Genomic DNA, 14,274 nt, shown 5'->3' on the forward strand with positions numbered 1-14,274 from the left:
GCTCGAGCCCATCGGAAACATCCCGCCAGCCGAAGCCGAGGCCGCATACTACGCCCAGCTTGAGGCATTTCCGATCGCCGCGTAGGACTCAAACCAATCAGCCTCCGGCAAACCCGGGGCGGTTCAGCCCCCTTCGGTGAGCCGCCGTGCAACAGGACCATGTCCGGATGCTTGGCGTGGATTTGATCGAGCTTGGCCCAGATCTGCTTGTGGTCGGCGGTGTCGCCACCCGAGAAGGCGATCTTCGGGCCGGCTGGCACGAGCACCTCGCTATCCGCGCGCCTCCTGGCGGCGAGGAAGTCGCGGCTGTCGATCAGCGACGCGGTGAGGTGGCGATGGTTGACCCGCGATCCGGTGCGTTGCGACCAGGGGGAGCCGGTGGCGATGCGGTAGCGCTCGGCGGCAGCCTCGCGGAAGGTTTCCATGCCGTCGCGGCGGTCGATCAGGTTCATGCCGATGTCGATGAGGCGCTCGAGCTGGAGGGATTTCACCTCGGAGCCGTCCTGTTCGCGCTGAAGCTGCTTTTGCGCTTGCTCGTTGTCGTCGAGCTTCTGTTCGATCCGGTCCACCGCGCGGTGGAAGATGTTGACGGTCGACCAGAGCAGATCGGGGAGATCGAAATCGAGGCTCGTGTCGGTGATCGTGGCGACGAGGGCGTCGAATATGTCGGCGACGGCGCCTTCGATGATGCGGTCTTCCGGTGGCGGGCGTTGGTCGAGTTCGTCTTCGGAAGGACGATAGCCGTGGAGTTGCAAGTCCTGGATCAGCTGGTCGGTCGGAGATGATTCGTGGTGCGGTTCGTAGTCGTCGTGCTCGCTCATGGGATGCTCCGTCGGATTGGACCGCGACCGTCGCGGCCTTCATGGCCACGAAGCCGTCGGGCGGGACGGACCTGCACCCGGAGCGTAGCGAAGGGCCGAAGCGTCAGCGGAGGATGGCGAAGGCCGGCGATTTTGTTTCGCGATGGAAAGGCGCGGGTTCGGGGTCCCTGCGCGGCTTGCCGCGTGGGGTGGACCTGGGCCGCCGGAAAATCGTCGGCCGCAGCCATTGCCGATCCGGCCCGGCTGACGGCCGATCGCCCTCTCGAAGGCCGAGGCGCGGTCCTCTTTCCGTCGCTGCGCATCCTCGCGGGCATGGCGGTTGCACACCCGCCCTCCAGCCCTTTGCGGCGCTGCCGTCAGGCTCAAGACGCGGCCGGCGTCTTTCAGCGGAGACTCGGGGGCGCTTGTCTTAGTAAGGATCTACAGAAGGTGGCGGAAGACCTCGCGCGGGCTGGGTCTGCCGGGGGGCGCGCGCAGGGTTGGATGAAAAATTCAGGATATGAATACGGATCATTCATGCACAGCATGATACGGAAAGAGATCATCAAGCTTGACGTTTTCGAGAGAAATGATATGTTCTCGCGTCATCGGTGACGGTGAAGATATGTTAAGGGATCTCCATGCGATCTGAATCGGAAACGCTGCATGAGATTGGCAGGCTCTTCGGGCAGGCTAGGACGGCTGCCGGGCTGACGCAGGAGCAGGTTGCCGAACTGGCTGGCATATCCCGGCCGCGCTACCGCGACATCGAGAAGGGGACGGCTGCTGCCCGCGCCACGACGCTCATGAACATCGCGCGCGCGCTCGGGCTGGAGATGATGCTGGTGCCGCAAACCATGGTTCCAGCCATCGAGGCGCTGATGCATCCGCACGACGACGATGACCGCCCCGCCTTCGCCGTGCAGTCGGACGAGGGAGACGACCATGGCTGACAAGCCATTTGCACCCAGGGCGGTCCAGTCGCTGGACGTGTTTCTGAACGCGCTGAAGGTCGGCACGATCGTCAGGACGCCGGGTGACTTCAATGCGTTCAGTTTCGATGAGGCGTATCGCGCGGGCGGCGGTTCGCCGACTTTAAGCCTTTCGTTCCGGGCAGCGGCCGGCGGTTTGCGCAAAGATCCCAAGCCTCTAGCCGGCGTGCTTCCGGCGTTCTTCGCGAACCTGCTGCCGGAAGACAAGCTGCGCGAGGCCATGGAAAAGCACCATGCCGGTGATGTTCGTCCGGGCAATGATTTCGATCTGCTCGCGGCGCTCGGCGCGGATCTGCCGGGAGCGGTGCGGGTCGTGCCCGGCGAGGGCATGGATGGGGCTCCGCAAGCCGCTGCACACGAAAAGCCCAAAGCGCGCTTTTCTCTCGCGGGCGTGCAGATGAAGCTGTCGGTGATGAAGAACACCGGCAAGGGCGGCGGGCTGACGCTTCCGCTCGACGACGGCGATGGGCAGTATATCGCCAAATTCCCCTCGACGGCGTTTCCCGGCGTTTCAGAAAACGAATTCGCCGCGCTCGCACTTGCGGCCGCGATCGGCATGGATGTCCCGGAGCGCGAACTGGTCGCCAAATCCGATTTCGAAGGAATACCGCAAGAGTTCGACACGCTGGCCGAAGGCCGGGTGCTCCTCATCAGGCGCTTCGACCGCGGCGCCGACGGGACACGCATTCATATCGAGGATTTCGCCCAGGTCTTCGGCGTCTACCCCGCCCGCAAATATGAAGGCGCGGCCTATCACGACATTGCTGCGGCATTGACCGCCGCGATTTCGCCCGCCGCCGCGTTGGAGTTCGTTCGCCGTCTGGCGCTGGCGGTCGTGACGGGAAACGGCGACATGCACCTGAAAAACTGGTCGCTGATCTATCCGGGTGACGGGAGCACGCCCGCGCTCGCGCCGGCCTATGATCTGCTGTCGACCGTTCCCTATATTCCCGCCGACAATCTGGCGCTGTCGCTGGGCGGAGAGCGATCGTTTAAGGCGCTGTCAGCGCCGCGCTGGAAGGCTTTCGCCAATCGCGCCAGATTGCCCGAGCCTGCGGTCATGAAGGCGGTGGTGGAGACGATCGGCCGCGTCGATGCCTGCTGGTGGACACTTCCCGAACGCGATGTCGTGCCCGAGCCCGTCCTCGAACGGGTCGATGCGCATGTGCGCGCGATGATGCCGATCCTGAAGAGCTGCGCCGAATAGACGCGCAGGCACTGATTGGATTCAGCGTCTGCCGGGATTTCCGCCGACTGTCTCGTGGTATCGAAGGAAGCGCGCGACGTCCTCCGGAGCGAGTTGCACCCGGATGCCTGATCGGAGCGCGTTGATGCCGAGCTGCCGGAGATCCTTGTTGAAGTCCCCGAGCGCCGGCGACAATGGAATGGCCTCGATTCCTTCGGCGTTGGCCCGTTCGATCAGCATGTCGCGCGCCCCGTCACCCGCCGGATCGTCATCGCGGACGATATAGAGTCGCCGCAGAGTCGATGGGAACAGGATGGCGGCCAGATGCGCCGCCGAGAGTGCCGGGGCCATCGCCATTTCGGGCAAGATCTGCCGGAGCGACAGCATGGTCTCGATACCTTCGCCTGCCGCCATCACGCTACCGGGCGCACCGAGGCGGACGGCGGCCCCAAGCAGATCGCCCATTGCCTTGCGCGGGGTGTCGATCGGGGCCTTGTCCGAGCCGTCGGGCGCAAGCCAGGTGCGGTGTGCGCCGGTGATCTTGCCATTGAGGTCGGTCACGGCGGCGATCATGGCGGGCCAGGTCTCGGTCGGGCCATCGCCGGGTCTGTAGTAGCAGCGCGGGTGGAAACGCAGGCTGCCGGTTCCGTGCAGAAGCGTAATGCCGCGTCGGCGCAGATACGTTTCTACGACGGTGCCTGCGATCGGCTGCGACATTGCGAACAGCCGCCGCGCGGCCTCGGCCGATCCCGAAGGCGCCGGGACAATGCCGCGCCGTGGCGCCGCAGGTTCCGGTTCGGGGTGCGGCAGGCTGAGAAAGCTGCGGGCCTCATCGGTGACATCGGGAAAGTCGGTGAGGCCGCGCGATTCACGGATGACGTCTAGAAGATCGCCATGTTCGCCGGTGGCGGCGTCGGTCCATTTGCCCGCGCGGCCCTTGGGGCTGTCCTTCAGCCGGACGAACATCGAGCGGCCCTTGGTATTGCGGACATCGCCAACCTGCCAATAGTTGCCCTGGCGCTGCCCATTCGAAAGATAGTGACGGCAAACCGCCTCGGCCTGACGGCCGAGACGGTAAGCCAGATCGGAAGCGTCCTGCCGTGCCATCACGCCGCCTCGCGTTCGCTGATGCGCTCGATGGCGTAGGTGTCGAGCAGCTTGCCGAGGACGGCCGGACCGGAGGCGCCGACCGGCACGAAGAAGCGCAGCTTCCACGAAATGATCTCGCTGAAGAGGCCGTAGGCGCGCAGGCGATCCCGCATTGTGTCGCTGAACCCCAACAACTCGATCCGGTTCGCGCCCATGACACGCGCGCGGCGAAGCTGGAGCCCGCCAGCCAGGTCGAGGATGGTGCGGCCGTCCACCAGCGCGGAATAGGCGTCGTCACTGCTGAGATTGGTAGTTCCGGTCGAGGCGGCGTTGGCGGCCCAGGCGGGTGAAACCCGCCGTCCGATGATGCGTTCGCCATCATCGGTCTGGAGCCGATAGACGCGCGTCGACTCGTTGGGCAGACGCTTCCACACGGGCAGGAGCAAGCCGCTGACCATGTGGATCGTCCCATCAGTGAAGGCGGGCACCTCGTCGACCTCGCGCTGCCAGACGGCGGCGAAGGTGTCGCGCTCGGTCTCCTGCCAATGGCTGTCCGCCATCATGGCGAGAGTCGCATGATGCTATTCCATCGGCCGGATCAGCCGGACGCGGCGTTCGATCTCGCCATCGTCGAGCATGATGGACGGCGCGGATAGCTGAACAGCGGCGCGACCCGAGCGCGCGTTGACGAGCAGCCGTGCCTGCGGATCGTCGAGCCAGCCGAGCGCCGCATCGAGTGTGGTCGGCCGATTCCGGCGACGTTCGGTGATGGTGAGCAACCGCGTCTCGGCAGCTGTCGCCGGGTGCGTGTAGATGGTCGTGCGCTCGGAGACGACGAAGCTCTCCGCCGTCAGCGTTTCCAGCCCGACATCATAGACGCCGCTGGCGATGGCTCCCGCCACCTTGGCGTCAAGCAGTTGCTCGAAGGCGGTGAAGAGGATGCCCTGAAGCTCGATGGTGAGCGCCAGAAGCCGGTTCAGGAATGTGGTGATCGGCGGCAAGTCGTCCTTGATGCCATTGTCGTCCATCAGCTTCAGACCGGTCGCGGCCTCGAAACGCCCCAGCGAGCACCTCTCGACCTTTCCGCGGGCGATCAGGAGGTAGAGCTGGCGCAGCGCATCGCGGGCGTAGCTCGATTCCAGATTATCCTCGGGCCGGAACAGACCCTGACCGCCGGTCTGGCGCTGACCGCGCGTGATCGCTCCCAGCGTGTCGAGCCGCCGTGCGATCGTGGACAGGAAGCGCTTTTCGGCCTTCACGTTCGTGGCGATCGGGCGGAACAGAGGCGGCTGCGCCTGATTGGTGCGATTGGTGCGGCCCAGGCCCTGGATGGCGGCGTCGGCCTTCCATCCGGGCTCGAGGAGGTAGTGAACACGCAGGCGTTGGTTCTTCGCCGACAGCTCGGCGTGATAGCTGCGGCCGGTGCCGCCGGCGTCACTGAACACGAGGATGCGCTTCAGATCATCCATGAAGGCCGCGGTTTCCGCGAGGTTGGCGGAGGGCGCCCGGTTTTCCACGGCCAACCGCTCGCCCTTGCGGACGATGCGCCGGGAGCGGCCCGTCACCTCGGCAACCATGTCGGCGCCAAATCGCTGCACGATCTGGTCGAGCGCGCCGGGAACGGGCGGCAAGGACGCGAGCCGTTCGATCAGCTCGTCGCGCCGCGCGACGGCTTCACGGCTCTCGACGGGCTGGCCGTCACGATAGACCGGGCGCGAGGACAGATTGCCCTCGCCATCCGTGAACGGCTCGTAGAGCTGCACAGGGAAGGAATGGGCGAGGTAATCCAGGACATACTCCCTCGGCGTGATGTCGACGCGAACGTCGTTCCATTCCTCGGTCGGGATTTCGGCCAGTCGGCGTTCCATCAGGGCTTCGCCGGTCGAGACGATCTGGATGACGGCGGCGTGGCCATCGGCCAGATCGCGTTCGATGGAACAGATCAGCGTCGGCGTTTTCATAGATGTGAGCAGGTGGCCGAAGAAGCGCTGCTTCGCGCTCTCGAATGCCGAGCGGGCGGCGGACTTGGCCTGCCGGTTCAGCGTCCCGTCGTCGCCGGTGATGTTGGCGGCCTGCATCGCCGCGTCGAGATGATTGTGGATGACCGCGAACGCGCCGGCATAGGCATCGTAGATGCGGCGTTGCTCGTCGGTCAGGGCGTGCTCGACCAACTCATATTCGACACCATCATAGGATAGCGAACGGGTGGTATAGAGCCCGAGCGCCCGCAGATCGCAGGCAAGCACTTCCATGGCGGCAACACCGCCATCTTCGATTGCCTCGACGAATTCTGCGCGGGTGGCGAAGGGGAAATCGTCGCCGCCCCACAGGCCGAGCCGCTGGGCATAGGCGAGATTGTGAACGGTGGTCGCGCCGGTGGCGGAGACATAGACGACGCGGGCATGGGGCAGCGCGTGCTGGAGCCGCAGGCCCGCGCGTCCCTGCTGCGAAGCGGCGACGTCACCGCGTTCTCCCTTGCCGCCTGCGGCATTGGCCATGGCGTGGCTCTCGTCGAAAATGATCACTCCGTCGAAATCGGAGCCCAACCAATCGACGATCTGCCGGACGCGCGAAACCTTCTCGCCACGGTCGTCGGAGCGCAGCGTGGCGTAGGTTGCAAATAGGACGCCTTCCGACAGGGTGATCGGCTTGCCCTGGGCAAAACGCGACAGCGGCGTGACCAGCAGACGCTCCATGCCGAGCGCGGATCAGTCGCGCTGCGCATCCTCGAGCAACTTGTCGGATTTGGAGATCCAGACCGCCTTGCGGCGTCCGCGCAGCCAGTTGTCGAGGATGATGCCGGCAGACTGGCGGCCTTTGCCAGCCCCGGTGCCGTCGTCGAGCATGAAGCCACGGCGGAAGCGCACGGCGTTCTCAGCCTCGGCCGGAGCCGCCTGGACGAGATCGAAGGTCGCATCGACGGTCCAAGAACCGGCAAGGAAGTCGGAATGGGCCTCGCCTGCATAGATGACGGTCTCGAGCTGGGCGTCCGACAGAAGATCGCTGATATTCGCGGGTAGCATCGGCCGATAGGCGGGTTTGGGCGGCGCGATGCTCGCCATGGCCGCCGATTGCACGAGCTTGGTAGGGTGCGCCTGACAACCGGCAATACGAATCGACTGCAATCCATATTCTTCATAGATCGCGTCCGTGAGGTTGGCGCCCTCCGGCGGCGTCCAGTCCACCGGGTCGTAGGCGAGTTCGATGCCTTCCGGGTCGATGGACGAAGGCGCGGTCGGACGTGCGGTTGCGGCTCGTGCAATATAGCCCCCCACGGTGCGAGGCGCCGTGCCCGTCACGGCGCGCGCGTTAGCGGGAAGCGTGACCGGCAGGCGGGGCGGAACCTGTGCCTCGATCCAGGCGAGCAGCGTGGCGACGTCGGGCGCGAGACCCGATGATGCCGGAAATACGGCCGGATCTTCGGCGGGCAGCTTGTCGATGACGGTGAGCCGCGTCTCGATGGTCGTCCCGTGCCTGGCATAGACCGAGCCGTCGATCGCAGCGGTGAAGACGACGCGGCCGCGTTCCTGAAGCCGGACGAAAGCATCACGCCAGGCCGGTTGCTCGTGGCCGAAGTTCGCACCGGTGATCGTCACCAGACGCCCCCCGTCGACGAGCCGCGTCAGGGCCGAGGCGACATGGCGCGCAGCGGCGTCAGCCATGCGGCCGGAGACGTTCGCCATTACCGAGAAGGGCGGGTTCATCACGATGACGGAGGGAACGGCGCTCGCCGGGAGATGATCGTCGATCTGGGCAGCGTCGACGCGCGTGACGGCCAGGGCCGGAAAGAGCTGGCCAAGGAGATCGGCGCGGGTTTCCGCAAGCTCGTTGAGGAGCAGCGAGCCGCCGCTGATCTCGGCGAGGATGGCGAGCAGGCCCGTGCCGGCCGAGGGCTCCAGCACGATGTCGTGCGGGGTGATTGCGGCGGCGGAAATGGCGGCAAGGCCAAGCGGGACCGGCGTCGAGAATTGCTGAAGCGCCTGGCTCTCCTCGGAACGATGGGTGTGTGTTGGCAGGAGACCGGTGACTTTCGACAAAGCGTAAAGCCGTGCAGCCGGGGCATCGGCTTTACGGAAAAGCGCACGTCCGTATTTGCGCAGGAACAGAACGGTCGCACATTCGCAGGCTTCGTAGGCCGTCTTCCAGTCCCAGGCGCCGCTCGCGTCGGAAGCCTCGAAGGCGATCTCCATGGCGGTGCGAAGGCCGGCGTTGTCGATCCGCTGCCCGCGTTCGAGCATGGCGAGAAGCTGATGGGCGGCGGCGATGATGGCGGACGCACGGACGATGGGCGCAGCCGGCATGGCCACGGGCGATAGAATGTTCATGGTCGGGAACCTCGGGAGAGCGGGAAAGGGACGTCCGAACGGCGCTCTCTCTCGACCGCCCGGACTCGACCCGTCCCGGCAGCCCTCTCACTCTCGAAATGCCCTTCGCGGCCGGCATGAAAAAAAAGCACCCCGGCCGTGCGGCGGGGTGCTTTTCAAGAGATCAGTTCCAGTGTCCGTCCGCGATCTCGCTGGCGATGAGCCTGCGCGCCTTGCGGATCAGGTCATCGCCGCTGGTGTCAATGTGCCCGAAGAACCGAGCGCGGGCGCCGTTCGCGGTCCAATCGGCGTAGGCGCAATATGCGCGGGTCTTGGCCCGGAATGCTCGCATGTCGCTGGCCCAATGGGGTTTGGGCTCTATGATGACGGTGAGGCCGTCTCTGGTCTCTGGCCAAGGGAGAGACCGTTCGACGGGTGGGCGCTCGTGATCCGCCGCGAAGATGGCGTCGATGTCCATCATGGCGCCTCTCCGGTCTCCGGCCGCACGAAACCGTCAGGATCGTTGGGGTCGGGCGGCAGATAGGCATCGAATGGATTGCCGTCGGCGAGATGGCCGAAGGGCGTGAAGACGTAATCGCCCTCGTCGCGTCCCACGGCGCAGATGACGTAGCGTGGACTGCCCATCACCGCGTCGAGGCACTCCATGAGCGCGAGATTGCCGTCGCCTGCCGCGCGCAGCAGGGTCTGGAAATTGCTCCGGGCATAGGCGGGGATGCTCATAGCGGACCTCCTTCGCCGGATATGGTCTGGTCGAGCCAGCCATCGGTGTAGATCCAGTCCACGGTCTCGCCGGTGGCGAGGTCGAGGACATGGGCGCCGCCGCCGAAGCCGTCGAGCCGGGGCTTGGAGCAGGTGTTGGCGTATTGGAAACCCCATTTGCCGGTGAGCCCGAACTCGGCGGCGCAGCGTTGCACGAATCGGATGAGGCGCTCGGGATCGCCGGTCACGTCGTCGCGCATCCAGAGCTGGCTACCGCCATGCTCGGGCTGGATCGAAAGGAGAAAGCCCTCTGAAGGCGGTTCCTCCGATGCGCCATCCGCGGAGAGCGTGTTGTAGAGGTCGAGCGCACGGGCGGCGTTCTTGGGCGTGCCGACGTCGAGCAGGCACGAGAAATGGGTGAAATAATCGGCCATGACAGTTTCCTGAAACGAGAAAGCCCGGACCACACGGCACAGCCACGCAGACTGTCGACCATGGGACCGGGCAGAAGGAAGATCGGGCTAGCGCGCGAGGGACGAACGGAGCCGCCCCGCGTTGCTGGCGCTATTCGGCGGCGACCGCGTGCTGGATTTCGTCCTCGTCATCGACCGGGTCTTCGCCCTCACCCTCATCGGTGAGGAAATCCGGCAAGGCGGCCTCGTCTTGGGCACCGGTCTCAGCGCCCGGCTCGCTGGCCTGGCCATCCTCGGGGTCGATCAGCCGCAGCGGCTCGGGCAGCCAGCCGGTTTCCGCCAGAAGGCGCTCGGCCTCCTTGGCCATGTCGCCCTTCTTCAGATGGTCGATTAGCTGAGCGGCCCGTTCGCCCGCGCCCTCCCGGACGGCTTCGAGGATGCGGGGCTTGGTGACGCGGCCGAGGTAATTGCTGACGGTCGGCCGCCAACCCGCCGTCACCATGTCGAGGCCGGTCTCGCGTGCCAGCCGGTCGGCCTGCGCGAGACGGACATCCAGACCATGCTGGCTGACGCCCGATCCATAGGGGTTCGGCCGCTCGAACAGCGCGTTGACGCCGAAGCTGACGCAGTGGGCGAGCAGATCGAGCCGTGTGCCGGGATCGAGATGGGTGAGCCAGTCCCACAACGCCTGGTCATCGGCCGGAACGTGATCGCCCCAGCGGGCGTGCCGGTCGGCGATCTCGTGCGCCGCCGGGCTGTCTTTCAGTTCCTCCGATTGGGCGGGGAAGAAGATGTGGCGGACACTGGCTTCGAGGCAGCCGGTGGGCGCGGTGTGCCGGAAGGTGTCGCTGACCAGCTTGTGCAGCAAGAGGGTCATGGCGACGTCGGGATGCTCGGCGACGGTATCGCGCAGCGCCAGGGTGCGATGCGCGGTCAGTTCGATCACGAGGCGTTCGGGCAACGGTTTTACGCCGTCCTCCTCCTCGTCTTCGGGCTCCGCAGCCTGGCCGCCGATGGTGATGACGGCGCGTTGAACGACGGGCGCGGCCTGCTGGTCAGCTTCACAGTCAACCTCCGGCGCATCGCTGCCTTCGGTCTCGACGGGACGTTCATCCTCGGGACGGACATAGCCGCGATCCACTGACAGCGAACCATCGGAGTCCAGACTGACGAAGACGCCGGCGATGGCGATGTCGGCCGGATCATAGATCGTCGGACGCTGCTCGAAGGCCTCGAGCGCCTGTTCGATGTCGCCGAGACGCACGTCGATTGCGTCGGGCAGTTCGTCGGCTTCGGAATATTCGGCCTTGAGCCGGTCATATTCGTCACGCAGCGCCTCGCGGGTCGCGCACTCCTCGTCGGTCAGATCGACAGCAGTCCCGACAAGTTCGCGCAAGCCCTGCTCGTGGCCATAGGGAAAGCTCAGGGCAGCATCGACCCACTTCCAGCCCTCGCTGGCAATCTCGTCGGCGGCGAGCTTGAGCTTATCGGCCACGAGACGGTCGAGCAGGGCCGGATCTTGCAGCCAGCCGCCATCGTCGGACTGAAACAGATCGCGCAGCACCAGGCCGCCCGCCGCTTCATAGTCTTCGACGCCCACGAAGATAGCCCGACGGTCGGATGCCCGCACCGTGGTTTCGGTGAGCATCCGGCGGATGTGGTAGGGCTCCTTCTGCCAGCCTTCCTTGATCGTGTCCCAGACCTGTTGCTGGCGGTCATGGTCGGGGCTGACGGTGAAGGCCATCAGCTGTTCGAGCGTCATGCCGTCTTCGGCATAAATCTCCAGCAGCGCGGGGGCGACAGCGGCGAGCCGCAGGCGCTGTTTCACGATCGGGACGCCGACGAAGAAGGCGGCGGCGATGGCTTCCTCGGTCATGCCCTTGTCGCGCATGGCCTGGAAAGCGCGGAACTGATCAAGCGGATGCAGCGGCGCGCGCTCCATGTTTTCGACCAGCGAGACCTCATCGATGAGGATGTCGCTGTTGGCGTCGCCGACGACGCAGGGTACAGGCGCGGTCCTGGCCAGGCGCTTCTGCTTCACCAGCACCTCGAGCGCGCGATAGCGGCGGCCGCCGGCGGGCACCTCGAACATTCCGGTCTCATGGCCATCGGCGTCGAGGACGGGCCGGACATGCAGGCTCTGGATGAGGCCGCGCCGGGCGATCGATTCCGCCATCTCGTCGATCGAGACGCCGGCCTTGATGCGCCGGACGTTTGCCTGGCTCAGCACGAGCTTGTTGAAGGGGATGTCGCGCGCCGACGACAGGGTGATCTTCTGAATGGCGGTCGCCATGATCTTTACTCCGCGACGGGCGGCCGGGAGACTCTCTCTCGACCTCCAACCCGTCACGAAGCGAAGCGCCGCCCTCTCACTCTAAGAGGGCAGCGCCACGCAGGCGGGAAGGCGTAAAGCCGCAAAGCCGCGTCTTCGTCTTTCCGGTTTTCATGCCGGTTTTCAGGATCGTCACGCCGCCTGCCGTTCGTCATCGGCGCAGCCGGCAGCGGTGTCCGGCAGGAATCCGAGCAGCCAGTCCGCCGCCTTGCTCGCCTGCGAGGCGGCACGGACGATGGCGCGGTTGTCCTCGCGCAGCACCTCGAGCCAGCAGCCGAGATAATCGGCGTGCCGTACGGTGGGCGTGATGCCGAGCGAGGCGCAGCAGAAGGCGGCGTTGATCTCGGCGATCAGCTCCTCGAAGGCGTATTTTTTCGAGCCGAATGAACCCGAGAAATCACGGTTCAGGCGTGACGGGTGGCCCGTGGCGTGACCCAGTTCGTGCAGAGCCGTCCGGTGCCAGTTGATTGGCTCGAAATAGGCCTGCGGCGGCGGCACCTGCACATAGTCGGATGTCGGGGCGTAGAAGGCGCGATCGCCGCCGATGCGAAAATCGATGCCCGTCGCCCGGATCAGCGCCTCGACCTGCGGTTCGATGAGGCCGAGGGGAGGCGGCGGGGCCACGATGGCGACATCCTCCGGCAGGCCGTCGCATTGCGCCGCGTTGAACACGGTGAAGCGCTTGAGGAAGGGGATGGCGGCGGCGTCCTCTCCGGTCTCGCGGGCGCGGCGTTTCTCGTCCTCCGGCGTGAAACGGTCGGCATAGACGACAGTGGTGCCATGCTCGCCCTTGCGGACATTGCCGCCAAGCGACAGGGCTTGGCGGAAGGTGAGCCAGCTCTGACTGGGAAAGCCGTGCTGGATGACCGCGCCCCAGAGGATCAACACATTGATCCCCGAGTACTGCCGGCCGCTCGCGGCGTTCTTCGGCATGGTGAGTGGGGCCTTCACCGAGGCTGATCCCCAAGGCTGGACCCAGGGAAACCGGCCGGCCTCCAGCTCGGCGATGATCGTGCCGGTGATTTCATCATAGAGGCTCGCCCGTTTCTGACTGGTGCGAGCGGGGGCGGTTCTTCTGGACATCGCGGATCTCCGCGACGGGCGCCGGGAGCCTCTCCCCCAGCCTTCAACCCGTCACGGAAAACCCGTCCGCACTCTCACTCTATCGGGGGCGTTGCGGGGTCCCCCCCGCAGAAGGGGTCGGGCGAGACCCTGGGCTCGGCCGCAGGGAAAGGCCTTCCCCAATCCTCGCCCATCCCGGCGCTTCTTGCGAAGCGTCAGAAATACGTGCAGATTTCTGACAGGAGCCATGATCATGCGTTTGACCGAGCAGATTCTAGCGATTGCGGCTGAACATCCCGATGGGGTGGCCCTGTCCGCCAAGAAGCTGCTCCACCTTGGAAATCGCGCCGCCGTCGATCAGGCGTTGTCCCGGTTGGTCGGACGCAAGCAACTCGTGCGGATCGGTCGTGGTGTTTATCTTCGTCCCGTCACCACCCGGTTTGGTACAAGAGCGCCTTCGGTCGAGCAGGCAATCGCGGCTCTTGCGACCCAGCGAGGAGAGATCATTGTCTCGACGGCCGCCGCCGCGGCGAATGCCTTGGGCTTGACAACGCAGGTGCCTGTTCGGTCGGTCTATCTGACGTCGGGCCGCAGTCGAAAGATCCAACTGGGTATGCAGATGGTGGAATTGCGCCACGCTCCGCGCTGGCAATTCACGCTGGCAGGAAGACCGGCAGGCGATGTCATCCTGGCGTTGGCATGGCTCGGCCCTGCGAAGGGAGAAGCCGCGCTGAAGACATTGAAGCGAACATTGCCACCCGAGACTTTCGGCGACCTGGTCGCGGCCGCACCGCTGCTTCCGACATGGCTCGCGCAGATCATCGGGAAAGCGGCATATCTCTGAGCCCTTCGGTCACCTGTCGACTTCGGACCGTTGCCGACTGCCCAAGACGCCCGCCTTCACCAGTCCGCGAATTCCCGGCAGGGTCCGAACCCGCAGGGCAGGCACCATCATTGTCCACTACGGTTTGCAGTTGATCGTCATCACGGGACAACCGGATAGAAGGGCTTGCCCCAGTCCTGCTCGGGATTGTCCATCATCAGATCGGCAAAGACGGGCATCAGGAAGCCGAGGATGGCCGCGCCATCGTGAACCTGTGTGCGATTGACGCCGCTGTTCCAGGTCGAGCCGCCATGGACAAGTTGATTGCGCAGCACGTAGAGCCGGTCGAAGACGAAGCTGAGCACGCGTTTGGTATCGCCATTCTGGATCGCCTGAGCAAAGGCGCGCGATGACGCTTTGAAGCGTTCTGAACCGCCCCGGGTTTGCCGGAGGCTGATTGGTTTGAGTCCTACGCGGCGATCGGAAATGCCTCAAGCTGGGCGTAGTATGCGGCCTCGGCTTCGGCTGGCGGGATGTTTCCGATGGGCTCGAG

The 14,274-nt window shown here is 65.4% G+C and carries 10 protein-coding genes and 2 pseudogenes; 3 read left to right on the forward strand and 9 right to left on the reverse strand.

Annotated elements, in window-relative coordinates; genetic code table 11:
* Nucleotides 1–122: 122 nt before the first annotated feature.
* Nucleotides 123–821 (reverse strand): annotated as a pseudogene (locus D3218_RS19280) (DUF2493 domain-containing protein); the annotation flags it as partial.
* Nucleotides 822–1,441: 620 nt separating this feature from the next.
* On the opposite strand from D3218_RS19280, the gene D3218_RS19285 reads away from it, so the two are divergent.
* Both D3218_RS19285 and D3218_RS19290 read left to right on the forward strand, forming a co-directional pair.
* Entirely contained in the window at nucleotides 1,442–1,753 is a 312-nt protein-coding gene (locus D3218_RS19285; protein ID WP_119541708.1) for a helix-turn-helix domain-containing protein, read from the forward strand.
* Nucleotides 1,746–2,999, forward strand: a complete 1,254-nt coding sequence (locus tag D3218_RS19290; protein WP_119541709.1) for a type II toxin-antitoxin system HipA family toxin — start codon at nucleotides 1,746–1,748, stop codon at nucleotides 2,997–2,999. Before D3218_RS19285 ends, D3218_RS19290 begins: the two co-directional genes overlap by 8 nt.
* A 21-nt stretch (nucleotides 3,000–3,020) precedes the next feature.
* On the opposite strand, the gene D3218_RS19295 is transcribed toward D3218_RS19290, so the two are convergent.
* From D3218_RS19295 to D3218_RS19325, 7 genes and pseudogenes are all read right to left on the reverse strand, one after another.
* The gene (locus D3218_RS19295) at nucleotides 3,021–4,085 is read right to left on the reverse strand and encodes a DUF7146 domain-containing protein (RefSeq protein ID WP_119541710.1); all 1,065 of its coding nucleotides are present in this window, start codon (nucleotides 4,083–4,085) and stop codon (nucleotides 3,021–3,023) included.
* Nucleotides 4,085–8,392, reverse strand: a pseudogene (locus D3218_RS19300) (strawberry notch-like NTP hydrolase domain-containing protein). Before D3218_RS19300 ends, D3218_RS19295 begins: the two are co-directional and overlap by 1 nt.
* A 163-nt stretch (nucleotides 8,393–8,555) precedes the next feature.
* A complete protein-coding gene (locus D3218_RS19305; protein ID WP_119541711.1) occupies nucleotides 8,556–8,852 on the reverse strand; it encodes a hypothetical protein in 297 nt (98 codons plus the stop codon).
* Nucleotides 8,849–9,112, reverse strand: coding sequence for a DUF6117 family protein (locus tag D3218_RS19310; RefSeq protein ID WP_119541712.1), 264 nt, complete (start codon nucleotides 9,110–9,112; stop codon nucleotides 8,849–8,851). The genes D3218_RS19305 and D3218_RS19310 overlap by 4 nt, the downstream gene beginning before the upstream one ends.
* Nucleotides 9,109–9,525: a hypothetical protein gene (locus tag D3218_RS19315; RefSeq protein ID WP_119541713.1), complete on the reverse strand. Its 417-nt coding sequence runs from the start codon at nucleotides 9,523–9,525 to the stop codon at nucleotides 9,109–9,111. Before D3218_RS19315 ends, D3218_RS19310 begins: the two co-directional genes overlap by 4 nt.
* 130 nt (nucleotides 9,526–9,655) lie before the next feature.
* Nucleotides 9,656–11,797 carry a ParB/RepB/Spo0J family partition protein gene (locus tag D3218_RS19320; RefSeq protein WP_119541714.1) on the reverse strand — a complete coding sequence of 714 codons (2,142 nt, stop codon included), beginning with the start codon at nucleotides 11,795–11,797 and terminating at the stop codon, nucleotides 9,656–9,658.
* Between the two features lie 171 nt (nucleotides 11,798–11,968).
* Nucleotides 11,969–12,919 (reverse strand): ArdC family protein, encoded by a 951-nt coding sequence (locus D3218_RS19325; protein WP_119541715.1) that lies wholly within the window; start codon nucleotides 12,917–12,919, stop codon nucleotides 11,969–11,971.
* Between the two features lie 229 nt (nucleotides 12,920–13,148).
* Between D3218_RS19325 and D3218_RS19330 the strand changes: the two genes are divergently transcribed.
* Nucleotides 13,149–13,742 (forward strand): DUF6088 family protein, encoded by a 594-nt coding sequence (locus D3218_RS19330; RefSeq protein WP_119541716.1) that lies wholly within the window; start codon nucleotides 13,149–13,151, stop codon nucleotides 13,740–13,742.
* A gap of 140 nt (nucleotides 13,743–13,882) precedes the next feature.
* On the opposite strand, the gene D3218_RS19335 is transcribed toward D3218_RS19330, so the two are convergent.
* On the reverse strand, nucleotides 13,883–14,086 hold the full coding sequence (locus tag D3218_RS19335) for a hypothetical protein (protein ID WP_210209718.1): 204 nt from the start codon (nucleotides 14,084–14,086) through the stop codon (nucleotides 13,883–13,885).
* Between the last annotated feature and the right edge of the window lie 188 nt (nucleotides 14,087–14,274).

Source organism: Aureimonas flava (assembly GCF_003583935.1).
In the GTDB taxonomy this organism is placed as follows: domain Bacteria; phylum Pseudomonadota; class Alphaproteobacteria; order Rhizobiales; family Rhizobiaceae; genus Aureimonas; species Aureimonas flava.